The 22,794-nt window shown below is 71.6% G+C and carries 25 protein-coding genes; 14 read left to right on the top strand and 11 right to left on the bottom strand.

The genetic code is table 11. The annotated features are described in order from the left end of the window. Positions 1-238 precede the first annotated feature (238 nt). Both ACQUST_RS10395 and ACQUST_RS10390 read left to right on the top strand, forming a co-directional pair. The gene (locus ACQUST_RS10395) at positions 239-1,006 is read left to right on the top strand and encodes a creatininase family protein (RefSeq protein WP_435127962.1); all 768 of its coding nucleotides are present in this window, start codon (positions 239-241) and stop codon (positions 1,004-1,006) included. Then, complete coding sequence (locus tag ACQUST_RS10390; RefSeq protein ID WP_435127960.1) at positions 1,003-2,166, top strand: NAD(P)/FAD-dependent oxidoreductase; 1,164 nt, start codon at positions 1,003-1,005, stop codon at positions 2,164-2,166. Before ACQUST_RS10395 ends, ACQUST_RS10390 begins: the two co-directional genes overlap by 4 nt. Here ACQUST_RS10390 and ACQUST_RS10385 read toward each other — a convergent pair. Further along, on the bottom strand, positions 2,163-2,750 hold the full coding sequence (locus ACQUST_RS10385) for an Hsp20/alpha crystallin family protein (RefSeq protein WP_435127958.1): 588 nt from the start codon (positions 2,748-2,750) through the stop codon (positions 2,163-2,165). The two genes, ACQUST_RS10390 and ACQUST_RS10385, sit on opposite strands and share 4 nt — an antisense overlap. Then, the gene (locus ACQUST_RS10380) at positions 2,747-2,905 is read right to left on the bottom strand and encodes a DUF7559 family protein (protein WP_435127956.1); all 159 of its coding nucleotides are present in this window, start codon (positions 2,903-2,905) and stop codon (positions 2,747-2,749) included. Before ACQUST_RS10380 ends, ACQUST_RS10385 begins: the two co-directional genes overlap by 4 nt. Positions 2,906-3,010: 105 nt before the next feature. Between ACQUST_RS10380 and ACQUST_RS10375 the strand changes: the two genes are divergently transcribed. After that, positions 3,011-3,841, top strand: coding sequence for an amidohydrolase family protein (locus ACQUST_RS10375; protein ID WP_435127954.1), 831 nt, complete (start codon positions 3,011-3,013; stop codon positions 3,839-3,841). A gap of 85 nt (positions 3,842-3,926) precedes the next feature. On the opposite strand, the gene ACQUST_RS10370 is transcribed toward ACQUST_RS10375, so the two are convergent. Together ACQUST_RS10370 and ACQUST_RS10365 are read right to left on the bottom strand one after the other, a co-directional pair. Beyond that, complete coding sequence (locus ACQUST_RS10370) at positions 3,927-4,838, bottom strand: glycosyltransferase family 2 protein (RefSeq protein ID WP_435127952.1); 912 nt, start codon at positions 4,836-4,838, stop codon at positions 3,927-3,929. A gap of 136 nt (positions 4,839-4,974) precedes the next feature. Beyond that, on the bottom strand, positions 4,975-5,247 hold the full coding sequence (locus tag ACQUST_RS10365) for a MarR family transcriptional regulator (RefSeq protein WP_435127950.1): 273 nt from the start codon (positions 5,245-5,247) through the stop codon (positions 4,975-4,977). 263 nt (positions 5,248-5,510) lie between these two features. On the opposite strand from ACQUST_RS10365, the gene ACQUST_RS10360 reads away from it, so the two are divergent. Beyond that, positions 5,511-6,215 carry a class I SAM-dependent methyltransferase gene (locus ACQUST_RS10360; protein WP_435127948.1) on the top strand — a complete coding sequence of 235 codons (705 nt, stop codon included), beginning with the start codon at positions 5,511-5,513 and terminating at the stop codon, positions 6,213-6,215. A 131-nt stretch (positions 6,216-6,346) separates the two neighbouring features. Here the strand turns inward: ACQUST_RS10360 and ACQUST_RS10355 are convergent, their stop codons facing one another. Together ACQUST_RS10355 and ACQUST_RS10350 are read right to left on the bottom strand one after the other, a co-directional pair. After that, a complete protein-coding gene (locus ACQUST_RS10355) occupies positions 6,347-6,745 on the bottom strand; it encodes a TRAM domain-containing protein (protein WP_435127946.1) in 399 nt (132 codons plus the stop codon). 96 nt (positions 6,746-6,841) lie between these two features. Continuing rightward, a complete protein-coding gene (locus ACQUST_RS10350; protein ID WP_435127944.1) occupies positions 6,842-7,537 on the bottom strand; it encodes a YkgJ family cysteine cluster protein in 696 nt (231 codons plus the stop codon). 166 nt (positions 7,538-7,703) lie between these two features. Here ACQUST_RS10350 and ACQUST_RS10345 point away from each other — a divergent pair, with 166 nt between their 5' ends. Next, a complete protein-coding gene (locus tag ACQUST_RS10345; protein ID WP_435127943.1) occupies positions 7,704-7,925 on the top strand; it encodes a DUF7511 domain-containing protein in 222 nt (73 codons plus the stop codon). A gap of 33 nt (positions 7,926-7,958) precedes the next feature. Here ACQUST_RS10345 and ACQUST_RS10340 read toward each other — a convergent pair whose 3' ends face one another. The 3 genes from ACQUST_RS10340 to ACQUST_RS10330 form a co-directional block, all read right to left on the bottom strand. Then, the gene (locus tag ACQUST_RS10340) at positions 7,959-8,786 is read right to left on the bottom strand and encodes an MBL fold metallo-hydrolase (RefSeq protein ID WP_435127941.1); all 828 of its coding nucleotides are present in this window, start codon (positions 8,784-8,786) and stop codon (positions 7,959-7,961) included. Position 8,787: 1 nt separating this feature from the next. Then, positions 8,788-10,548, bottom strand: coding sequence for a radical SAM protein (locus ACQUST_RS10335; protein WP_435127939.1), 1,761 nt, complete (start codon positions 10,546-10,548; stop codon positions 8,788-8,790). A 127-nt stretch (positions 10,549-10,675) separates the two neighbouring features. Further along, positions 10,676-11,128 (bottom strand): DUF5518 domain-containing protein, encoded by a 453-nt coding sequence (locus ACQUST_RS10330; RefSeq protein ID WP_435127937.1) that lies wholly within the window; start codon positions 11,126-11,128, stop codon positions 10,676-10,678. A 181-nt stretch (positions 11,129-11,309) separates the two neighbouring features. Between ACQUST_RS10330 and thsA the strand changes: the two genes are divergently transcribed. The 3 genes from thsA to ACQUST_RS10315 all read left to right on the top strand — a co-directional run bounded on the left by thsA (position 11,310) and on the right by ACQUST_RS10315 (position 14,845). Continuing rightward, complete coding sequence (gene thsA, locus ACQUST_RS10325; protein WP_435127935.1) at positions 11,310-12,884, top strand: thermosome subunit alpha; 1,575 nt, start codon at positions 11,310-11,312, stop codon at positions 12,882-12,884. Positions 12,885-13,045: 161 nt separating this feature from the next. Further along, positions 13,046-14,410 (top strand): APC family permease, encoded by a 1,365-nt coding sequence (locus ACQUST_RS10320; protein ID WP_435127933.1) that lies wholly within the window; start codon positions 13,046-13,048, stop codon positions 14,408-14,410. Between the two features lie 12 nt (positions 14,411-14,422). Beyond that, a complete protein-coding gene (locus ACQUST_RS10315) occupies positions 14,423-14,845 on the top strand; it encodes a hypothetical protein (protein ID WP_435127932.1) in 423 nt (140 codons plus the stop codon). 75 nt (positions 14,846-14,920) lie between these two features. On the opposite strand, the gene ACQUST_RS10310 is transcribed toward ACQUST_RS10315, so the two are convergent. Then, positions 14,921-15,475, bottom strand: coding sequence for a nicotinamide-nucleotide adenylyltransferase (locus ACQUST_RS10310; RefSeq protein WP_435127930.1), 555 nt, complete (start codon positions 15,473-15,475; stop codon positions 14,921-14,923). Between the two features lie 167 nt (positions 15,476-15,642). On the opposite strand from ACQUST_RS10310, the gene lonB reads away from it, so the two are divergent. The 3 genes from lonB to ACQUST_RS10295 all read left to right on the top strand — a co-directional run bounded on the left by lonB (position 15,643) and on the right by ACQUST_RS10295 (position 19,161). Further along, positions 15,643-17,742 (top strand): ATP-dependent protease LonB, encoded by a 2,100-nt coding sequence (gene lonB / locus ACQUST_RS10305; protein WP_435127928.1) that lies wholly within the window; start codon positions 15,643-15,645, stop codon positions 17,740-17,742. Between the two features lie 9 nt (positions 17,743-17,751). Beyond that, positions 17,752-18,690 (top strand): CPBP family intramembrane glutamic endopeptidase, encoded by a 939-nt coding sequence (locus ACQUST_RS10300; RefSeq protein ID WP_435127926.1) that lies wholly within the window; start codon positions 17,752-17,754, stop codon positions 18,688-18,690. A gap of 120 nt (positions 18,691-18,810) precedes the next feature. Beyond that, positions 18,811-19,161 (top strand): hypothetical protein, encoded by a 351-nt coding sequence (locus ACQUST_RS10295; RefSeq protein WP_435127924.1) that lies wholly within the window; start codon positions 18,811-18,813, stop codon positions 19,159-19,161. Positions 19,162-19,196: 35 nt separating this feature from the next. Here ACQUST_RS10295 and ACQUST_RS10290 read toward each other — a convergent pair whose 3' ends face one another. After that, the gene (locus ACQUST_RS10290) at positions 19,197-19,673 is read right to left on the bottom strand and encodes an MGMT family protein (protein ID WP_435127923.1); all 477 of its coding nucleotides are present in this window, start codon (positions 19,671-19,673) and stop codon (positions 19,197-19,199) included. A 109-nt stretch (positions 19,674-19,782) separates the two neighbouring features. Between ACQUST_RS10290 and trpC the strand changes: the two genes are divergently transcribed. From trpC to trpA, 3 genes are read left to right on the top strand one after another with little or no spacing between them, the layout of a single operon-like run. Then, complete coding sequence (trpC, locus tag ACQUST_RS10285) at positions 19,783-20,595, top strand: indole-3-glycerol phosphate synthase (protein WP_435127921.1); 813 nt, start codon at positions 19,783-19,785, stop codon at positions 20,593-20,595. Then, positions 20,592-21,878: a tryptophan synthase subunit beta gene (gene trpB, locus ACQUST_RS10280; RefSeq protein WP_435127919.1), complete on the top strand. Its 1,287-nt coding sequence runs from the start codon at positions 20,592-20,594 to the stop codon at positions 21,876-21,878. Before trpC ends, trpB begins: the two co-directional genes overlap by 4 nt. Then, entirely contained in the window at positions 21,875-22,771 is an 897-nt protein-coding gene (gene trpA, locus ACQUST_RS10275) for a tryptophan synthase subunit alpha (RefSeq protein WP_435127917.1), read from the top strand. Before trpB ends, trpA begins: the two co-directional genes overlap by 4 nt. Positions 22,772-22,794: the final 23 nt, after the last annotated feature.

Here is a 22,794-nt window from a genome sequence, read left to right as displayed (position 1 = left end):
CGGCGGCGCGCTGACGTCGACCGCGACTGGAACTGCGACGCCGACCGCCACTGCGACGCCGACCGCGACGGCAACGCCGACCGCCACTGCGACGCCGACCGCGGCCGCGACTCGGTTCCAGACGCGCTTATTCAGACGGAGGCGGCGGGCGAGCGCGACGAATCCGTTTCTGAGGAGTGCCCACGTTCGGTGTGCTGGGACCCAATCGGCTAAGGGCTCGGCGGCGCGAACACGACGTATGCGACTCCTGCACGAGCAGACGACGGCGGAAGTGGGCGACCTGTTCGACGACGACGTCGAGGTCGCCGTCCTGCCGACGGGGTCGGTGGAGCAGCACGGCCCGGCGCTCCCGCTCGGCACGGACTTCATCGCGGCGGAGGCGGTGGCGCGCGGCGTCGACCGCGACGACGTCGTGGTGCTGCCGACGGTGCCGGTCGGCGTGTCGGCGCACCACCGCCAGTTCGACGGGACGCTGTGGGCCGAACCGGAGACGTTCGAGGACTACGTCGGCGAGATTCTGGCGTCGGTCGCGTCCCACGGCGTCCGGAAACTGGTGGTGTGTAACGGCCACGGCGGGAACACCGACGCGCTCCAGCGCGCCGCGCGTCGCATCCGCGGCGAGCGGGTCGCGTTCGTCGCGCCGTGGGACTGGTGGTCGAGCCTCGGCGGCCTCGACGAGGAGCTGTTCGACCAGTCCGGCATCGGGCACGCGGACGCGATGGAGACCAGCATGGTGTCGTACGTCGCCGCCGACCTCGTCCGGGAGGCGAAACTGGCGGACGCGGAGGCCGGCGCCGCCGAGTCGTGGGGGAAGCGCGTCCACGGGGCGTCGGTCGGCTTCGACACCGCGGACTTCTCCGAGTCCGGCGCGGTCGGCGAGCCGACGCGCGGCGACGCCGAGAAGGGCAGGAGGCTGTACGAGCAGGCGACCGACGAACTCGACGCGCTCGTCGACTGGCTGGCGTCCCGGCCGTTCGACGCGCTCATGCCGGAGCCCCACCGGTGAGCCCCGAACGGGTCGCGGTCGTCGGCGCCGGCGCGGTCGGCGTCACCGCCGCCTACGACCTCGCGGCACGCGGCGCCGACGTCACCGTGTTCGAGCGCGGCGACCGCGTCGCTGCCGCGTCGTCCGGCCGGGCCGCCGGCGTGCTGTACGACGCCTACGCCGAGGACGTCGACGCCGAACTCGGCGCGCGGTCGATGGAGCGATTCCGGTCGTTCTCCGGGGACGGCGGCTTCAGGCTCCGCGAGTGCCCGTACGTGATGCTCGCCCGCGACGGCGACGACGCCCGCGCGGAGGCCATCGGCGCCGCGGCGGCCCGGATGCGTCAGCACGGCCGCGACGTCGACACCGTCTCCGGCGCGGAACTCGGCCGACGGTTCCCGGCGCTCCGCACCGACGACGTCGCCGCCGCGGCCGTCGCGTCGAACGCCGGCTGGACCGACCCGGCGAGCTACGTCGAACTGGTCGCCCGGAAGGCGGTCGACGCCGGCGCCGAACTCCGCTTGAACGCGGCGGTGTCGGTGTCGACGTCGCCACCGGCGGTCACGGTTTCGGGGACGGGCAGCGGCGGCGACGCGGCCGCGACGCGGCCGTTCGACGCCGTCGTCGTCGCCGCCGGCGCGCACACCGCGGCGCTGCTCGGGGAGGCCGGCGTCGCGCTCCCGCTGAAACCGTACCGGGTGCAGGCGCTCGTCGGCGCCGACGGCTACGACGGCCCGATGTGCTACGACGCCACCGCCGGCGTCTACTTCCGGCCGCACCCCGACGGCCTGCTCGGCGGCGACGGCACCGTGCCCGAGGAGGCCGACCCGGACGACTGGGACCGCGACGGCGACGACTGGTTCGTCGCGGACACCCGCGAGGTCCTGCGGCACCGCGCCGACTACGACGCCGCCCCGGAGCGCGCCTGGGCCGGCCTCTGTACCGCGACTCCGGACGGCGACCCGCTGGTCGGCGCCGTCGCCGACGGCGTCTACGTTGCCGCCGGCTGGCAGGGCCACGGCTTCATGCGCGCGCCGGCGACCGGCGAACTCGTCGCCGAGCAGGTGCTCGGCGAACGCGACGGTCCGGCGTCGTTCGACCCGACCCGGTTCGACGGCGACCGGGAGTTCGAGATTCGAGAAGGGATGGTCGTCGAAGAGCGGCGAGAGGCGACGGACTAGCGGTCCGCGCTTCCCGCGCCCGCGCCGCGTCCGCGGTCATCTCCGTCTTCGTCCGGGTCATCTTCCTCCAGCGTCTCCTCGTCCGCGCCGGTCGTCTCGGCGTCAGCGTCTGCGTCCGCGGCCGCATCCGCCGTCTCGGCGTCCGCGTCGACGTCGGTGATTTCGACGGCGTGTTCGCGGTCCGCCTCGGTTTTCGGGAGTCTGACGCGGAGCGTGCCGCGTCCGGTGAGCGTCGAAGCGGCGCCGCCCGGGTCGACGGCGGCGCCCGGCGGGAGTTCCGCGCGGCCGTCGAGCGAGAGCCCGCGGCCGGGGAACCGCATCTCGAAGCCGTCGTGCGGGTCGCGGAACCGGTCGACGCGCACCTCGACGGCGCCGTCGCGGAACCGGACCTGGACGTCGCTGCTCGTCGCGCCGGGCGCGTCGAACACGACGAGGTACGCGTCGTCGGACTCAAGGACGTCGTACGGGAGCGGCGTCCGCTCTTGGACCGCGGAGACGCCGCGGCCGACGCGGTCGAGGACGGCGCTGACCGCCGACTCGCCGACGGCTCTCAGGCCGGCCACGTCGACGCCGCGCTGGCTCATAGCTCGATCTCTTCGAGGCAGTCCGTCCCGCCGCAGAGCGGACACGACAGGTCCGAGACGGAGTGGTCGTCGGCGATGTCGTAGGTGTAGTGGTTCTCGAACATGTCGAGTTCGCAGTCGTCGCTGGTGCACTTGACTTCCTTCGTGGCGGGCATACCAGACGGTACGGCGTCGGCCACAATAAACGGCGTGGGGCGGACCGCGACGGCCACGGCGCTTTCTGCAACATCTAAGACACCCCACATCCACACAGAAGACGAATGCTGGAACTGGAGCACGAGTTCCGGGTCGTCGACGTCCACGCTCGACTCGACCCCGACGAGGGCGCCGTGGCGGCACGCGGCCGGGAGGTGTCGCCCGAGCGGCTCCAGCGGGAGATGCATCAGGCCGGCGTGGTCCGGGCGGCCGTCTCGCCGGGGCCGCGTCCCGCCGGCGAAGGCTACCTCCGCGCGAACAACGCCGTCGCCCGCCTCTCCGTCGACCGGCCGTTCTGCGCGGTGGCGCGGCTGAACGGGCCGCGCGACCCCGGCGACACCCCGGTCTCTCGGCTCCGGAACCTCACGGCGTCCCCCGCGAGCCACCACACCGAGCCGGGGGACGTCGAGCAGTACGCCTACGACGACCGGTTCCACGGCTTCGTGCTCGACCCCGGCATGGACGGCCTGCCGACCGAAGCCGTCCTGGAGCAGGTCGACGACGCCGGCGCGCCGCTGCTGGTCCACGCCGGCGAGTCGTTCCCGCCGGCCGCCGCCGCCGACACGGTGCTGGAGTACGGCTTCCCGGTTGTGCTCAGCAGCTTCGGCGGCTACCCGCTGAACCGCGACCTGATGACGGACGCGCTCGCGCTGCTCGACGACTACGACGACCTGTACCTCGACACGTCGTTCGTCCGGTACCGCGACGTGCTCGAACAGGGGCTGCTCGAACACCCGGACCGCGTCCTGTTCGGGTCGGGCGCCCCCGACACCCACCCCGACGTCGGCGTCATGGAGCTGCTGACGCTCGACGTCCCCGAGGACCTGATGAGCCGAGCGTTCTCCGCGAACCCGTCCCGCGTCTTCCCGGGGCTCGCCCCCGGCGCCGACGAGTAGCGACTCGGCCGAGCAGCGGCTCGGAAACGCAGCGACGGACGAGCTCGACGAGGGTACCCGGAGGAACAGCGGCGCAGCGGCCGGCTTACCGTCGGTCGTACTTCGCGACGGCGCGGTCGGCGCGGTCGGAGACGCCGTGGGGGTTCCGCGTCGTCGACCGATCCTTGGCGCGCGCGACCAGTCCGTCGGAGAGGCCGGTCGCCAGTCCGGCGACGACGTCGCGGCCGGCGCCGACCCACGACGTCGGCGTCGTGTCGCCGGTCAGGACCGCCCGCAGTTCGTCGGCCGCGCCGCCGCCTGCGTGCGCGAGTAGCCGACGGAATACGGTCGGGCGGGCGCCGTAGTTCTTCGCGAGGCGGTAGGCGAGCGAGCGGTACTTCCAGCGGAGGTCGGTGTCGTCGCGGCCGCCGTCCGCCTGCGCGTCCGCGTCGCGTCTGACCGCGACGTCGGCGGCCCACGTCACGTCGACGTCCATCGCGGCGAGCCGGTGGGCGGCGTCGCGGGCGCCGCCCGTCTCGAGGTACTCGTCGAAGCCGTCGAGCCGGTCGACGACGCGCCGCCGGAACACGACGTTGCGGCCGGTGAAGTAGGTGACGTCGCGGTCGGCGATGCGGCGGCGTTCCGGCTCCTCGGTGGTGGCGCCGCCGCGGACGGTCTGCCGCAGCGGCCCGGTGACGACGTCGGCGCCGGCGGCGAGTTCGTCGCGGGCGGCGTCCAGCCACCCCTCCTCGACGCGGTGGTCGTAGCCGACGAACGCGAGGACGTCGTTGCCGGCGACGTCGACGCCGGCGTTCCGCGCGACGTTGACGTTCCGCGCCGAAATCTCGACGAGGACGTCGACGTCGTCTCGCTCCCTGACCATCCCGGTGGTGCCGTCGGCGGAGGGGCCGTTGACGACGACCACCTCCGCGTCGGGCGCGTGCGCGGCGAGCGAGTCGAGGCTCGCCGCGAGCCTGTCCCGGCCGTTCAGGGTCGGGACGACCACCGTGAACTCCATACCCAACGGTAGCGACTCCGAGACTTAAATGGGTGGATTGGATTCGGAACCGAACCGAGAACAGACGGGCGCGGCGTCGAGCCGCGGTTCCGTCGCGGAGGGACCAGCCGTGGGCGTCGACGGGCGGCGACGCCGGTTACGTGTTCAGGAAGTAGACCTGCTTGCGGGCGTCCTTGAACGAGTAGCGCGAGCCGACGAGGTCGCACTCTTCGAGGCGGTTCAGGGCGTAGCGGACCGTCCGGTCGGGGAGCAGCGACTCCTCGGCGAGCTGGCCCTGCGAGAGCGGGGCGTCGCCTTCGAGGACTTTCGCGACGAGTTTCGCGCTCGGCGGGAGGTCGCGCAGGCGGTCGCGGTACTCCGTCTCTGAAAGGGGGTCGGCTGCCTCCGGGTCTGCTGCACTGGTGCTCATACTCCGTCAGTATCGCCACCCTGTGGTAAAGGTTATCTCAATACGGGTTCAAACCGTCCATACTCCTTATACTCACTTATATGGGTCGTTCGGGTCGAACCGCGGCCGCACCACGGGGGTCAGCGGTGCTGTCCGTCGCGAGTCGATGGGAAGTGTCGTTCAGCAGTTATCTTCGGGCGCAGGGGCTACGACGGCCGCGTCGTCGCAGACCGAGCGACGCAATCGGTGCGGTTTTACCACTCCGGCGAGGACGCCGTGATAGCGTGAAAGGGCAGGAGTGGTACCAGGCCGACTCGGTGGCCGAGGAGTACGACGCCAAGCGGTTCTCGAAGGGCGGACGGCTCATCGACCGCCGGGAGAAAGAGGCGGTTCTCGACGCCATCGGGCCGGTGGACGGCGAGCGCGTGCTCGAAATCGCCTGCGGGACCGGTCGGTTCACCGTGATGCTCGCCGAGCGCGGCGCGGACATCGTCGGCCTCGACATCTCGAACGCGATGCTCGAACAGGGCCGCCGGAAGGCCAGGCAGGCCGACGTCGCCGACAACATCGAGTTCATGCGCGGCGACGCCGCCCGGCTTCCGTTCCCCGACGACCACTTCGACGCGGTGTTCGCGATGCGCTTTTTCCACCTCGCCGACACCCCCGCGAAGTTCCTCGCGGAGATGGCGCGCGTCTCCAAGCGGACCGTGTTCTTCGACACGTTCGACGACGCGTCGCTCCGCGTCCTCTACAACTGGGCGCTCCCGATGGGGTCGCGGCTCTACTCCCGCAGCGGCGTCGAACGCCTCGTGGAGGACGCCGGCCTCCACCTCCGCGAGCACAGCCACGACTTCCTGCTCCCGTACGGCTTCTACCGGAAAGTGCCGAACGCGGTCGCCGACCCGATCTGGTCGGCCGACCAGGCCATCGTCGACAACCCGGTCGGCGGCCGGTTCTCCTCGGTGTCGTACTGGACGGCCGAAGTGTAGCGGGCCGCCGCGACACCGCTGTCCGTTTCGCGACTCGAACCGCCCGGCACCGACGGGTCCGTACCGACGAGCCCCGCGCACCGCTCACCGGCGCGGTGCAGGCGAGGACGTCGATGCCGGGGGCGCCCGGCCTAGACGTCCTCGTCGATGATTTCGCCGACGGCGAAGTTCGACTTGACTTCGGTAATCTCGATTTTCACGCGCTCGTCGATTTCGGCGCCGGGGACGATGATGACGTAGCCGCGCTCGACGCGGGCGATACCGTCACCCTGCTTGCCGATGTCCTCGATTTCGACGTAGCGGACCTCGCCGGGTTCGACCGGCGGCTGCGGGCCGTCGCTGACGCGTTCGTCGGATGATTCGGCGCCGTCCTCCGCGGCGGAGCGGGAGATGAGCGCGACCCGGTAGACGTCGCCGGCGTCGACGCTCCCTGTTTCGACCTCGCGGCGCGGCACCTCCACCACGTATCGGTCCCCGTCTTCGCGGACTTCAGCGCTGAACAGACAGAGGAGTTCGTCCGAGATTTCCACGGTATATAGACCTCCACACGGTTCGTCCGACTGCGGTGACAAATACCTACCGCCGAGTTCGGCGGCGCGGGGCCGGCGGTACGGCCGGCCGAGAGTTCAGTCGTCGACGGGCGTTCCGTCGGGGCGCTTCGCGCCCTCCGAGTCGTGGACGACGACCTCTCCGGTGTCGGTTTCGACCGGTTCGAAGGCGTCGCGGACCGAAATCGCCTCTTCGAGTTCGCGGACGGCGCGGGCCTTCAGGGCCTCGGCGAGGTCGACGGCGTCCGCCCGGTCGATGTCGCGGCCGAGGCCTTCGCACTCGTGCGCGCGAACCATCCCTTCCTCGTCGACCGCCTCGCCCATCGGCTGACTGGTGCCGCCGAGGTCGACGCTGAACGGGTAGGTCTGACAGATGAGCGGCCGGTCCTCGTGGACCGCGCAGGCCCCGGAGTAGTCGTCGTCGCCCTCCTCGTAGAAGACGCAGTCGCCGCAGTCGTCGGTCTGGAGCGCCCACTCGAACGTCTCGCCCTCCGGGCCGTCCGGGCCTTCGGTGAGCCCGTACGGCATCGGCCGGGCGACGTCCCGCCAGTCGTAGTCGTCGGTGTCGGCGGCGGACTGGAGCGTCCGGACTTCGTCGGGGAACACGGTCGCCGTGTGCGGCTCTTCGTCCGCGTCGTCGGCGCCGCAGCCGGATTCGCTCTTGCAGCAGGCGCCACAGCGGGTGCACTCGAAGCCGATGGTTTCGATGGCGTCCGCGAGCGCGTCGACGTCGAGCTCGCGGGCGCGGTCGAGCTCCGCTTCGAGTGGCTTCACGTCCCCGAGTCGGGCTGCCGCGCCCAAAACGTCGTCGGGTGCGCGGACCGGGGCCGCGCCCGCAGCCGTGCCAGTCCATGAGCCTCCGGACGGCTCAATAGTCCCGGGGAGCCGCCCGGACTGGTCTTAGCGACGGTTAAGGCGGCGGCGGGGCGAGCGACAGTCGATGTCGGCTTCCACCGACTCCGACGCTGATTCGGACGAGCGGCTTCGCACCGCCGACCCGCGGTTCGCCGCGCCCTCCGGGCTGCGTGCGACGCTGGTGAGACACGACGGCGAGCCGGACCGCTGCACCGTCCACCCGTCCGACGTCGACGAGCACGTCCTCATGACCCACTGGCTCTCCGCGGACGCCGACGCGTTCGTGCCGCTGTCGGAGATCAGGTAGCGACGGCGAGCGCGACCCGAACGGCGCAGGCGCTCAGCGCGGCGTGACGCGCTCGGCGGCCGCGTCCCACTCCACCAGGCCGTCCCACGCGAGTTTCTCGATGTGCGCGACGGCGGTGGCGCGCGCGAGGTCGCGGACGCCCGTGAGGTCCGCGTCGTAGGCGGCGTCGACGACGGCGTCCGGGTCCGTCGCGCCGGCGCGGACGGCGTCGAGCACGGACGCTTCGCGGTCGAGGCGGTGCCGGATGAGCCGGGCGCACGTCACCTGCGCGTCGTCGATGCGCGGCCCGTGGCCCGGGTACAGCGCGGCGGGGTTGCGGGCGTGGAGTCGGCGGAGCGCGGTCAGGTAGGCGCGCAGGCGGCCCTCCGGCGCGGCGACCGCGACGCTGCCGTCCGCGACGGCGACGTCGCCGCAGAGGATTCGGTTCGCGACGGCGAAACAGACGTGGTCCGGGGCGTGCCCCGGCGTGTCCAGTACCGTCGCCGGGCCGACCCGGTCGCCTTCCGCGAACGTCCGGTCGGGGGCGACGCCGGCGGCGTCGCGGAAGCGGTCCTCGCGGCCGCGGCGCGCCCACACCGTGGCGCCGGACTCGCGGGCGTAGTCGGCGACGGCGCCGACGTGGTCCGGGTGGGCGTGGGTGACGGCGACGTGGTCGACGCCCTTCTCGCGGACGACGGTGTCGAGCGTGTCGGTCCGCGCCGCCGGGTCGACGAGCAGCGTCTCCGTCTCCGCGGCGCTGTCGGCGTCGCCGGCGGCCGAGTGTCTGTCCCGGTCGGCGGCGGGGCCGACGACGACGTACGCGTTCGTCTGCCCGGTCGGCGCGCGCGTGTCGACGGGGACGGAGAACTGGTCGACGTGCATCTCAGTCGGCGCGGCCCGACGATTCGACGGCGTCGTCGACGCCGGGGATGTCGGTTTCGGCGAACCGGGAGAGGTCCACGTCGGCGACGGCGGAGGCCTCCTGCGCGTCGGCGTACGGCCGGTTCACGACGAGGTCGCCGGCGGTGCTGTCGCCGACGCCCGGGATGGCCGCGAGTTCGGTCATCGACGCGCCGTTCACGTCGAGCGGGTACGGGACGGCCGTCACCGAGCGGTAGCCCCAGTCGACGACGGCGACGTCGACGCTGCGGCCGAGTTCGCGCTCGCCCGGGATGCCGACGAGAATCGGGTAGGTGCCGAGCTGGCGGCCGAACGTCGTGCCGTCCTCGTGGTATTCGAGGTGGACGTCGGGGAGGACGGTGCCGGGCGGCATGACGCGCTCCAGCATCGGCCGGTCGAACTGCTCGCGCACCTCGCGTTTGTACCGCTGGAACTGCTTTTTGTGGTCGCGGGCGAGTTCGGCGCCGGTGTCCGCCATCTCGGTGCCCTCGAACGCCATCACCTGCCGGATGTTGACGCGGCGGACCAACAGCCCCTCGTCGAGGACGTCCTGCAGGAACTGCTTGTTGTGCTCGAACGTCGCCTCGGTTTCGCCCTCCAGTCCGTGGACGAGGTTGATGCCGGGGAGCAGTTTCGGGAGGCGGCGGGCGGCGTCGTCGCCGAACGTCGGCGCGTCGCCGCGGGACTCGCCGGGGCGCCACCCGGCGGCCTCGTTGACGACGCGGACGGCCTCCAGGCACTCTTCGGCGCTCACGAGGAGGTTGTTCTGCTCGCGGACCTCCGGGTCGGCGGATTCGAGGCCGAACGCGGCGGTGTCGCCGGGCGTGTTGTGCTCGGCGATGACCCGGATGGCCTCCTTCGACGCCTCCGGGTAGTCCGTGATGGTCACGGGGTTCATGTTGTCGAGGTGGAGCGTCTCCAGCCCCGGCGCGACGTCGCGGATGCCGCCGTACAGCTGTCGGAGCGCGTCCGGGTTCGGCGCCTCGCCGTCGCCGCCGAACGCGAGGATGTCGGCCTGCCGGCCGAGCCGGAAGTGCTTCACGCCGTAGTCAGAGAGCGCGTCGACCTCGGAGACGACGTCGGGCGCGGTCCGGAAGTCCGGGTCGCCGTACAGCGGCTCCGTGCAGAACGAACAGCGGTACGCGCAGCCGCGTGACGTCTCCAGTTCCGCGATGAGGTAGTCCGGGTGGTTCGGGTGCTGTTCGACGACGAACGCGCCCATGCCGCTCCAGCGCGCCACCTCGTCGTAGTCGCGGATGCGGTTCCCGAAGCCTTCGAGGCCGCTCTCGATGAGGTCGTGCGCGGCGGCTTCGACGTCGCCCATCGACACGAAGTCGTAGTCGAGGTCGTCGCGCTCCATCTCCTGTGCGCCGGCGTTCTCGTCGCCGACGCCGAACCGGACGGGGCCGCCGAGCAGCGTGACGCCGTCGGCGGTCCACGCGAGTTCGCGCACCTCGTCGGGTTCGGCCGGCGTGCCGCCGACGTACTTCCCGGGGACGGTCATGCCGCCGACGTACACCACGAGGTCGGCGTCGGCGACGTCGCCCCACTTCCGCCGGTCGTCGCGGAGTTCGTCGATGGTGTGGTACGTCACCTGCGACTCCGGGACGCCGGCGTCGACGATGGCGCCCGCCGTGAACCGCGGATACGTCGAGATGTACGGCGGGACGCCGAAGTGCGCCGGCTCGTCGACGTAGCCGTCGACGATGGTCACGGAGAGGTCTGCGGGGTCCGGCGCGGTCATACTGTGACGTGGACGGTCGAGCGGCTAAAACCGTGCGGTCCCGCGACCGGAGCGGCGCCGCCGGCGACCCGCGACGCGGCCGCGTCGAGTTCGAGGCCGAAGCCGGCGTCGACGCCGCGGAACGCCGTCAGTTCCCCGCAGCGACGTCCCGGCGAGCGCCGAGTTTCCCGGCGAGCCAGCCGCCGACCATGCTGCCGAGCAGTCCGGCCGTGGCCGTGATGGCGAGGACGGCGACGCTGAACGGCAGGAAGAACGCGGCGGTGACCGCCAGCGCCACGCCGCCGCCGGCGAAGCTCGCAGCGGCCTCCAGCAGCGCCGGGAACAGCCAGACGTAGCCGGGGACGCCCGCGACGAGGCCGGCGAGGAACCCCGCGCGGTCGGCGTTCACGTCGGCCGCGCTTCGCTTCGCGAGGTAGCCGGCGACGACCCCGCCGACCACGACCATGTCGGCGGAGAAGTCGGAACTGGCCCACCACTGCCAGTTCTGCGCGACGGTCAGCGCGGCGCCGACCACGCCGCCGACGGCAGCGTATCGCCACACGGGCGGGAGCCGGTCGATGAAGGGCTGAACGGAGGGCATCTACCGCCGGACGTTTCGGCACGTTCACATAAATAGGTGGCCGTCGCGTGGCTGCACGCGGACGACCATCAGCGAGCGGAGACAGGACACCGGACGCTGCCGCCACGCTGCCCTGCTAATTCCGCGCCAAGTTTCTCGATATCTTCATATAGAACCGCATCCATACTGGTCTTCGAGTATCATGGCGTACATTCACCAGCAACCACTGTACATTCTCGCGGAGGGCAGCCAGCGGACCCGCGGCGGCGACGCCCAGCAGTCGAACATCGCGGCGGGCCGCGCGGTCGCGAACGCCGTGCGAACCACGCTCGGGCCGCGCGGCATGGACAAGATGCTGGTCGACTCCACCGGCGACGTCGTCGTCACGAACGACGGCGCGACCATCCTGACGGAGATGGACATCGAGCACCCGGCGGCGCAGATGCTCGTCGAGGTCGCCGAGACGCAGGAGGCCGAAGTCGGCGACGGGACGACGACGGCCGCGGTGCTCGCCGGCCAACTGCTCGCGCGCGCCGAGGACCTGCTCGCCGACGACGTCCACCCGACGGCAATCGTCGAAGGGTACTACGAGGCGCTGCGGCTCGCGCTCGACGCGGTCGACGGCATGACCGTCGACGGCGACGTCGACGAGACGATGCTGCGGGCCGTCGCCGAGTCCGCGATGACCGGGAAAGGCACCGGCGACCTCACCGCCGACCGGCTCGCCGACCTCGTCGTCGAGGCGGTGCTGCAGGTCGCCCGCGACGGCCGCGTCGACCGCGACGACGTCCGCGTGTTCACCAAGACCGGCGCGTCGGCCGCGTCGACGTCCGTCGTCCCCGGCGTCATCCTGGAGAAGGAGCCGGTGAACGGGAACATGCCGCGGACCGTCACCGACGCATCGGTCGCCGTCCTCGACGTGAAACTCGACGTCCGCACCGGCGACGTCGACTCCGAGTACACCATCACGTCCGTCGACCAGCTCGACGCCGCGCTGCAGGCCGAAGACGACGAGCGGCGCGCAATCGCCCGCGGCATCGCCGACGCCGGCGCCGACGTCGTGGTCTGCTCGAAGAAGATCGAAGACCGCGTCGCGGCTCACCTCGCCGACGAGGGAATCCTGGCGTTCTCGAACGTCTCGAAGTCCGAGGCCCGCGCGTTCGCTCGCGCGACCGGCGCGAAGCGGCTCGGGGCCGTCGCGGACCTGGAGGCGAGCGACCTCGGGACGGCCGGCGAGGTGCGCGTCGAGGCCGTCGGCGGCGACGACCTGACGTTCCTCTCCGGCAGCGACGACTCCCGGACCGTGACGCTGTTCGTCCGCGGCGGCACCGACCACGTCGTCGACGAACTGGAGCGCGCCATCGACGACGCGCTCGGCGTCGTGACCGCCGCCTACGAGGAGGGCGACGTGGTTCCGGGCGCCGGCGCCGTCGAAGTCGCGGTGTCCGACCGGGTGCGGGACGGCGCGAACGCCGTCACCGGCCGGAAGGCGCTCGCCGTCGAGGCGTTCGCCGACGCCGTGGACGCGCTGCCGCGGACGCTCGCCGCGAACGCCGGCATGGACCCCATCGACGCGCTGGTCGACCTCCGCGCGATGTTCGACGCCGACGGCACCGCCGGCGTCCTCGTCGACACCGGCGTCGGCCGCATCGACGACCCGGCCGCGGCCGGCGTCTACGACCCCGCGGCGGTGAAGCGCGAGGCGCTCGAATCCGCGACCGAGGCCGCGACGATGATTCTCCGCATCGACGACGTCATCGCGGCGAAGGCGAACTGAGAACCGCGCGCCACGAGACGGGCAAAGCGGGACGGACCGGAGCGGACCCGGACGAAGTGGGGAAGACTGGGGCGGCGCGGACCGGGCGGCTTGCCCGCAGCCGTCCTGACCTTTTCTGGGCCACACGTCTTTTCTGACGGCGACCACTACTGACTCGTCGTATGCCCGACGGTGAGCACCTCGGCCTCACGGAGAGCGTCTCCATCGCGCTGGGCGGCATGATCGGCGGCGGCATCTACGCCGTCCTCGGCGTCGTCACCCGCATCACCGGCGCGGCGACGTGGTTCGCGTTCGTGCTCGCCGGCGTCGTCGCGCTGTGTGCGGGCTACTCGTACATCGTGCTGAACCGCGTGATGGACGAGGAGAAGGACCAGCGCGGCGGCTCCGTCTCGTTCGTCCAGTGTTTCACCGGGAACACGACGCTCGCCGGCGTCGTCGGCTGGACGCTGCTGTTCGGCTACGTCGGCTCGATGGCGATGTACGCGTTCGCGTTCGCGGAGTTCGCGACGACGCTCCCCGGCGTCCCCGAGTCCGCCGCGGGCCTCCCGCTGCGCCCCGTCATCTCCGTGGCGGCGGTCGTCGGCTTCGTCGCGCTGAACCTGCTCGGGGCTCGCGCCACCGGCACCACGGAGAACGTCCTCGTCGTCGGGAAAATCGCGGTGCTCGTCGCGTTCGGCGTCGGCGGCATCGCGTACGCGCTCACGGCGTCGCCCGACCCGGTGCACATGGGCCTGTCGAACCTCACGTCGTTCGGGCCGGTGATGGCGGCCGGCGTCTCGTTCGTCGCCTTCCAGGGGTGGCAGCTCCTGTTTTACGACCAGGAGACCATCGCCGACCCGGTCGACACCATCAGGAAGGCGGTGTACATCTCGATTCCCGTCGCCGTCGCCATCTACGTCGTCGTCGCGGTCGCGACGTACAACCTCGCGCCGACGGCGCTCGCACACCACCCGCACACGGCGCTGAAGAACGCGGCCGCGACGATGGCGTCGCCGCTCGGCCTCGGCGGCACCGCCGCCATTGTCATCTCGCTGTCCGCGCTGCTGTCGACCGGCTCCGCCATCAACGCCACGCTGTTCTCGGCGGGGCACTTCGCGAAGGGGCTGCTGTCGCGCGACCTGCTCCCCGACCGAATCGGCGACGGCGGCGCCGACGGCGTCCCCGAGCGGACGCTGCTCGCGCTCGGCGGCGTGACGGCGCTGCTGACGGCGTGGGGGAGCCTCGACGCCATCACGAGCTTCGCGTCCGTCTCGTTCATCGTCGTGTTCGGCGGCATGAGCGCGCTCGCCGTCCGGCACCGCGACGTCGACCACGTCAACCCGGTGCCGCCGCTCGTCGGCACCGTCGGCTCCGTCGGCTTCGTCCCGGTGATGCTGTATCACCTGTACGACGCGGAGTTCGAGACGTTCGTGATGGTGTGCGTGCTCGGCGTGTTCGTCATCGGCGTCGAGCTGCTGTACTTCGAGCGCGAACTGCTCCAGGAGGAGGTCGAGATGATCGAAAACGACGTCCGCGGAATGCTCTAATCGACCGGACGGATGCCCGCCGACGCACCGCGACGACGGCTCGCGCGGAAACTCGCCGCCGAATCGGAGGCGTACGGCTACTCGCTGACGACGTGGGGCGTCGGCGCGCTCGCCATCCGGGCGTTCGGCGTGCCGTCGGTCCTCGGCGTCGTCGGGTTCGTCGGCGGCGCAGTCTGTGGGTTCGCCGTGCTGGCCGCGGTCGCGTTCGACGGCCTGCTCGGCGAGACGGACGTGAGCGACCGGCCGCTCGCCGTCGTCTCCACCGTCCACGTCGCGTCGACGCTCGGCACGCTGCTCGCCGGCCAAGCCGTGATTCGGTTGGCCGGCTCCGCGCTGCCGGTCCCGGCGGCGCTGTTCTGCGTCGGCGTCACGCTCACCGTCGCGTACAACGCGCTGCTGACCGGGGAAGCAGCCGTCGCGAGAATCGTGCTTTGACGCCGGGCCACGCGGCGCTCCGCACCGCCGCCTCTCGGGGTCACCGCGCCGCGCTCCGCTTCGGCGGCTCCGCGGCTACTCCGCGTCGAGCGTGGACTGCTCGCCGGTGTACGACTCGGTGCCGTTGGCGTCCGAGGAGGCGACCCGCCGGATGCGTTCGACGCCGCCGACCTCCTCGACGACCTCGACGACCTCGTCGGGGACCAGCGTCTCCCAGCCGCCGCCGTGAATCATGCGGTCGCGGAGCTCGCTGCCCTCCAGGACGTCGCGGCGGAACATCGGCGACGACCGGACTTCGACGCCGGCTTCGTTGAACAGCTGGACCACGAGGGGGTTGTTCGAGTAGGCGACGTCGAACTCGGGGCACATCGACTGGACGTGGCTCACCCAGACCGAGTTCCGTTCGAGGTCCTCGATGGGGACGACGTACGTCGGCAGGTCGAACTGCGCGACTGACTTCGTCACCATCATGATGCGTTCGCCGGCCGTGAACGGGTTTCGCTGCGTGTGGCTGTCGCCGGCGGAGCCGATGCCGAGCACCAGCTCGTCGACGTCGTCGGCGATCTCCTCCACCATGTGGTGGTGGCCGTTGTGGTACGGCTGGAACCGCCCGATGTAGAACCCCCGCATTACGCAGCCGGTTCGCGGCCGTCGTTTATAAGCCCGGCGAGTCGTCTCACCGGGGCCGGTCGGCCGCGAGACCGGCTGATTCAGCCGTCCACGCTCGGGTACGGCGTCGACACGGGGGGAGAAAGTATATCAGTTCACGGGCCGTCGGATTCGGTAGCAACGATTCTATGAGCAACGACCGCAACGACAGTCGCGACGGGGACCAGGTCGACGACGTCCCCGTCGTCGACGACCCCGGGTCCAACGGTGCCGCGGGCGACTCCTCCGTCGGGACGTCGAACGACCCGTCTGAGCAGGACGCCGCCATCGAAGACCTCGGGAGTGACGTTGAAATCGACGCCGAAATCGACGAGGAGGCCGCAGAAGACGACCTCCTCGGCGGCCTCCAGATCGGCTCGACCGGCGACATCGACGTGCCCGAGCGGCTCGTCGACCAGGTGATCGGGCAGGAACACGCCCGCGACGTCGTGATGAAGGCGGCGAAGCAGCGCCGCCACGTCATGATGATCGGCTCGCCGGGGACCGGGAAGTCGATGCTGGCGAAGGCGATGGCCGAACTGCTGCCGCCGGAGGAACTCCAGGACGTCCTGGTGTACCACAACCCGGACGACGGCAACAACCCGAAGGTCCGGACCGTCCCGTCCGGGAAGGGCGAACAGATCGTCGAAGCCCACCGGGAGGAGGCCCGCAAGCGCAACCAGATGCGGACCTTCCTGATGTGGATCATCATCCTCGCCGTCGTCGGCTACGCGTTCTTGGTCGTCGGGAACGTGCTGCTCGGCATTCTCGCCGCCGGCGTCATCTACCTCGCCGTGCGGTACAGTTCCCGCGGCTCGGACGCGATGATTCCGAACCTGCTGGTGAACAACGCCGACGTCACGTCGGCGCCGTTCGAGGACGCGACGGGCGCGCACGCCGGTGCGCTGCTCGGCGACGTCCGGCACGACCCGTTCCAGTCCGGCGGGATGGAGACGCCGAGCCACGACCGCGTCGAGGCCGGCGCCATCCACAAGGCGAACAAGGGCGTGCTGTTCATCGACGAGATCAACACCCTCGACATCCGGTCCCAGCAGAAGCTGATGACCGCGATCCAGGAGGGCGCGTTCTCCATCACCGGCCAGTCCGAGCGCTCCTCGGGCGCGATGGTGCAGACCGAGCCGGTGCCGACGGACTTCGTCATGGTCGCCGCCGGCAACCTCGACGCGATGGAGAACATGCACCCGGCGCTGCGCTCGCGCATCAAGGGGTACGGCTACGAGGTGTACATGGACGACACCATCGAGGATACCCCGGAGATGCGCCGGAAGTACGCGCGCTTCGTGGCCCAGGAGGTCGCGAAGGACGGCCGGCTCCCCGAGTTCGACCGCGACGCCATCGAGGAGGTCATCCTCGAGGCTCGTCGCCGCGCCGGCCGGAAGGGCCACCTCACGCTGAAGCTCCGGAACCTCGGCGGGCTGGTCCGCGTCTCGGGCGACATCGCCCGCGGCGAGGACGCCGAGCGGACGACCCGCGAGCACGTGCTGCAGGCGAAGGGCCGCAGCCGGTCCATCGAACAGCAGCTCGCGGACGACTTCATCGAGCGCCGCAAGGACTACGAACTCCAGGTGTCCGAGGGGTACGAGGTCGGCCGCGTGAACGGGCTCGCCGTCATGGGCGAGGACTCCGGCATCATGCTGCCCGTCATGGCCGAAGTGACGCCGAGTCAGGGCCCCGGCGAGATCATCGCGACGGGGCAGCTCCAGGAGATCGCGGAGGAGGCCGTGCAGAACGTCTCCGCCATCATCAAGAAGTTCTCCGACGAGAACATCTCCGAGAAGGACATCCACATCCAGTTCGTCCAGACCGGCCAGCAGGGCGTCGACGGCGACTCCGCGTCCATCACGGTCGCGACCGCCGTCATCTCCGCGCTGGAGAACGTCGGCGTCGACCAGAGCCTCGCGATGACCGGCTCGCTGTCGGTCCGCGGCGACGTGCTCCCGGTCGGCGGCGTCACCCACAAGATCGAGGCCGCCGCGAAGGCGGGCTGTGACCGCGTCATCATCCCGGCCGCCAACGAGCAGGACGTGATGATCGAAGACGAGTACAAGGAGATGGTCGAAATCATCCCGGTGTCGCACATCAGCGAGGTGCTCGACATCGCGCTCGAAGGCGAACCCGAGAAGGACTCGCTCGTCGACCGCCTGAAGAGCATCACCGGGTCGGCGCTGGAGAAGGCCAGCGAACCCGGCGAAACCGGCCCGGGCGCGTCGAACCCGAGCCCGCAGTAGCGCAGACGCGTGACCGACTGGACGACGTTCGCGGCGGTCGTGGGCGTCGTCCTCGCGGTCCTCCTCGTTCTCACGCGACGCTCCGCCGACCTCCTGACAGCACCGAACAGCGGCCGCGACGTCGACACCGACCGGTTCGACGAGAGCGTCGGCGGCGCCGATGGACACGACGCCGAGGGACACAGCGACGACGCCGAGGCGGCGTCGGCGTTCGCGGCGGACGAGTGGGTGTGGGGTGCTGGCACCGACGACCGGCGGCCGGAATCCGCGGGCTCGACGGAGCCCGCGGAGTCAGTGGAGCGAAGCCAGCAGGCGGACGCGGCGCCGTCGACGACGCCAGGCGCCAGCCGAGCCGGGGTCGGCGCGCTCTCGACGGCCGCGGTGTACGCGAACGTCGTCGTCTCGAACGGGCTGTTCGGGAGCGTCGTCGCCGCGGCGGCGTGGTGGACCGCCGTTCCGCCGTCGGCGCTCGGGCTTTCGCCGGTCGCCTCACCGGAGTCGCTTCTCGTCGGCGTGGCCGTCGGCGCGGCGCTGGCCGCCGGCAACGAAGCCGCCGGCCGGGTCACGACCCGGTTCGGGGTTCGGCCGGACGAGTCGCTTCGGGCGGCGATGACGCCGGAGCGCGCCGTCGGCTGGGCGGCGCTGCTGCTCGTCGTGCTGCCGTCGGTCGCCGTCTTCGAGGAGTTCCTGTTCCGCGCCGTGCTCGTCGGCGCGCTGTCGGCCGGGTTCGGCGTCCCGACGTGGCTGCTCGTCGCCGGGTCCGCGGCGGCGTTCGCGGCCGGCCACGGCGCGCAGGGCCGCGCCGGCATCGTCGTCACCGGGCTGCTCGGCGTCGCGCTCGGCGCGGCCTACGTCGCCACCGGGAGCCTGTTCGCCGTCGCGGTCGCTCACTACGTCGTCAACGCCGCCGAGTTCGTGGTGCACGAAGCGCTCGCCCCGGGCGAGTAGCCGAGGGCGGAGCGAGGGCACCGGTGTCCCGCCGGAAACTGGCAGCGAGTCGACGGTCGTCAGACGCCCGTCGTGCGATTTCCCGTCACGCTTAGGGCGGTAACCGCCCGACGGGACGGTATGGCGACTCGTTCGACGAGCGGCGTGACCGTCCCGTCCGTCGGCGCCGGCGTCCTCGCGGCGGCGGTCGTCGGCGTCGGCGCGCGCGGCTGGTACCTCGGCACCTACTCGACGGCGTTCCTCGCGGGCTGTGCGATGCTCGCGGTCGGCATCGTCGCGAGCCAGCGCACCATGTGGCGCCACACCCGGCCGACGGAGCCCGGAGCGCTCGGCAACGCGGCGCTGTTCCTGCTGGCCGGCGCCGGCAAACTCGGCGGCGTCCGCGTCGGCGTCGGCGCGCTCGAAACCGCGGGCGAAGCGCTGTTCGCGCTCGCGGTCGTCTACTTCCTCGTCCGCGCCGACGGCGCCTGAGCCGGCACCAGCCGGCGACCCGGCCGCGCCCGCTGCTACGGCTCCGATTCGACGTCGCGCAGCGTCGCCGCGACGTCCGGCGGCGTTGCTCCCTCCGCGTCGCTGACGCGGTGGTCGGGGACGAACACGGGCACGGGATTCTCGCGGAGCGCCTCCCGTGCGGTCTCGCGGTCGGCGTCGTCCTCGTGGTCCAGCCCGGTCGTCATCCGGACCAGCAGGCCGAGCGAGACGGTGTCGCCGTACGGCACCGACTGGAGCGCGTCGAGGACGTTCCGCTGCGCCGTCGGCACGGTGATGGCGAGCGGCACGTCGTCGAAGTCGTCCTCGGCGCCGTCGAAGTAGTCGAACAGCCGGTCCAGCAGTTCGTGCTCCCGCTCGGCGTCCTCGGGGAGGTCGTCGGGGAACGAGACGGACAGGACGCGGCCGCTCGCCACGCCCACCTCGACGACGCGGCCGAGCCGCTCGGAGCGACGCGCGTAGACGCCCGAGTCGCCGCCCAGTGCGTCGGTCATGGCTGGACGGTCGCCCGCCGAACGCTTCAAACTGCGGTACTCGGCGGCGGCGACCGCGGCCACCGGCGACGCAACTCTTTTGTACGGAAGTGACCATCAATGAACACGGATGAACACATCACGTGAGGAGTTGGCGCCCGCGGTGCGCTCCATCCTCGACGCCGCCGAGGCGCGCGACGGCGGCGACGGGCGGGTCTCGGTCGACGCCGAATCGCTCCCGGCGGCGTTCGACGAGGCCGAAGCCGACGGCCGCGTCCCGGTCATCGCCGAAATCAAGCCGACCAGCCCGACCACCGACGGCGTCCGCGAGGACGACCCGGTCGAACTCGCCGAGGAGATGGTGGCCGGCGGCGCCGCCGCGCTCTCCGTCCTGACGGAGCCGGAGTACTTCGGCGGCGCCACCGGGACGCTCGAACGGGTGCGCGACGCCGTCGACGTCCCGGTGCTGCGGAAGGACTTCGTCGTGCGCGAGGCCCAGCTCGACGCCGTCGCCGCGGACGCCGTCCTGCTCATCGCCCGGTTCGTCGGCGACGACCTCGCCGACCTGGTCGCGGCCGCCGAAGACCGCGGCTTCCAGCCGCTCGTCGAGGTCCACGACGACGCCGAACTGGCGGCGGCGCTGGACGCCGGCGCGGACCTCGTCGGCGTGAACAACCGCGACCTCGCCGAACTGGAGGTGAACCTCGGGACGTTCGAGACGGTCGCCCCGGAGGTCCCCGACGACGTCACGCTCGTCGCGGAGTCCGGTATCACGTCGCCGGCCGACGCCCGGCGGATGCGGCGCGCCGGCGCCGACGCGCTCCTCATCGGCTCCGCAATCATGGCTCCCGACGCCGACGCCGACGCCGACGCCGACGGAGCCGGTGACGTTCGCGCGAACACCCGACGCTTTACCGCCGCGGAACAGGAGACACAGTCATGAGCAGCGACGACGTCAGCGACCCGGACCGCGGCGGCGACCGCGTCCGCGCCGGCGACGGAAAGTTCGGGGAGTACGGCGGCCAATACGTCCCGGAGGCGCTGATGCCGGCGATCGAGGAGCTGACGGACGCCTACGAGCGCTACGTCCTCAACAACGAGGACGGCTTCATGGACGAGTTCCGGCGCCGCATCGCGGACTTCGGCGGCCGGCCGACGCCGCTCCAGCGCGCGGAGCGGCTCTCCGAACGGTACGGCACCGAGGTGTACCTGAAGCGCGAAGACCTCGTTCACGGCGGCGCGCACAAACTGAACAACGCGCTCGGGCAGGTGCTGCTCGCGAAGTACATGGGGAAAGACCGCGTCATCGCGGAGACCGGCGCCGGCCAGCACGGCACCGCGACGGCGATGGCGGCCGCCCACCTCGACGTGCCCTGCGAGGTGTACATGGGCGAACGCGACATCAATCGGCAGCGCCCGAACGTCTTCCGGATGAAGATCAACGGCGCCGACGTGAACCCGGTGTCGACGGGGCGCGGCACGCTGAAGGAGGCCATCTCGGAGACGATGCGCGACTGGGCGACGAACGTCGAGGACACCCACTACGTCATCGGCTCCGTCGTCGGCCCGCACCCGTTCCCGCGGATGGTCCGGGACTTCCAGGCGCTCATCTCCGAGGAGTCCCGGCGGCAGATTCAGCAGCACGCGGACCGGCTCCCTGACTCGGTCGTCGCCTGCGCCGGCGGCGGGTCGAACACGATGGGGTCGTTCCACAGCTACGTCCCCGACGGCGACGTCGACCTCGTCGCGGTCGAAGCCGGCGGCGCCTCGCTCGACGTCGACGAGGAGGCCGGCGTCGCGCCGCACTCCGCGTCGCTGTCGACCGGCTCGGAGGGCGTGCTGCACGGCGCCCGGACGAAGCTGCTGCAGGACGCAGCCGGCCAGATCGTCGAGTCGCACTCGGTGTCGTCGGGGCTCGACTACGCCGGCGTCGGCCCGGAGCTCGCCCACCTCGTCGACGAGGGCCGCGTCACGACCGCGACCGTCGACGACGACGCGGCGCTCGAAGCGTTCCACCGGCTCAGCCAGGAGGAAGGCATCATTCCGGCGCTCGAAAGCGCGCACGCGCTGGCTCACCTCCACGAGCGCGGCGACGAACTCGGCGACCTCGTGGTCGTCACGGTGTCCGGCCGCGGCGACAAGGACCTCGAAGCCGTCATCGAAGAGACCGCCGAACGCGACGTCCCGAACGCGCCGGACATGAGCATGTTCGAGGGTGGGCTATGAGCGACCTCGCCGAGGCGTTCGCCGACGGCCCCGCGTTCATCCCGTACCTCGCCGTCGGCGACCCGGACTACGAGTCGTCGCTGGAGTACGTCGAGGCGCTCGAACGCGGCGGCGCCGACGTCATCGAACTGGGGCTGCCGTTCTCCGAGCCCATCGCGGAGGGCCCGACGATTCAGGAGGCCGTCGTCCGGTCGCTCGAAGCCGGCATGACGCCCGACCGGTTCTTCGAGTTCGTCGAGGACCTCGACGTCGACGTGCCGCTCGTCTGCATGACGTACTACAACCTCATCTACCAGTACCGGCCGCCGGACGCAGCCGGCGACGCGGACGGGGAGACGGCCGGCGACGCGGCAGACGATGTCACCGGGCCGCGGCCGTTCGTCGAGAAGGCGGCGGACGTCGGGCTCTCCGGGTTCGTCGTCCCGGACCTCCCCGCGGAGGAGGCCGGGCCGCTGCGGGACGCCTGCGACGAGTTCGGTCTCGACCTCGTCTCCATCGTCGCGCCGACCACCGAGGGCGACCGGCTGGACCGCCTCGTCGAGGTCGCCTCCGGCTACCTGTACGTGCAGGCGCGGCTCGGCGTCACCGGCGCGCAGTCGTCCGTCTCCGACCGGACCGCGGCGTCGCTCGACCGGCTGTCGGACGTCGACCTGCCGAAGGCGGTCGGGTTCGGCATCGCCTCCGGCGAGCAGGCCGCCGAGGTCGTCGAAGCCGGCGCCGACGGCGTCATCGTCGGCTCCGCGCTCGTCGACGTCGTCGCGGAGGGCGTCGAATCCGACCTGCCCGTCGACGAGGTGGCCGACCGGCTGGAGGAACTGGCGCGCGAACTGAAGGCGGGCGCGGTGCGCGGCTACGAGCGACGACAGCCGGCACCGGAACGCTCTTCAAACTGAATCGTCCGCAAACGCTTTCCACG

Source organism: Halobaculum sp. D14, from assembly GCF_051195135.1.
In the GTDB taxonomy this organism is placed as follows: domain Archaea; phylum Halobacteriota; class Halobacteria; order Halobacteriales; family Haloferacaceae; genus JBNTKA01.
This window is presented reverse-complemented; position numbering and strand designations above follow the sequence as displayed.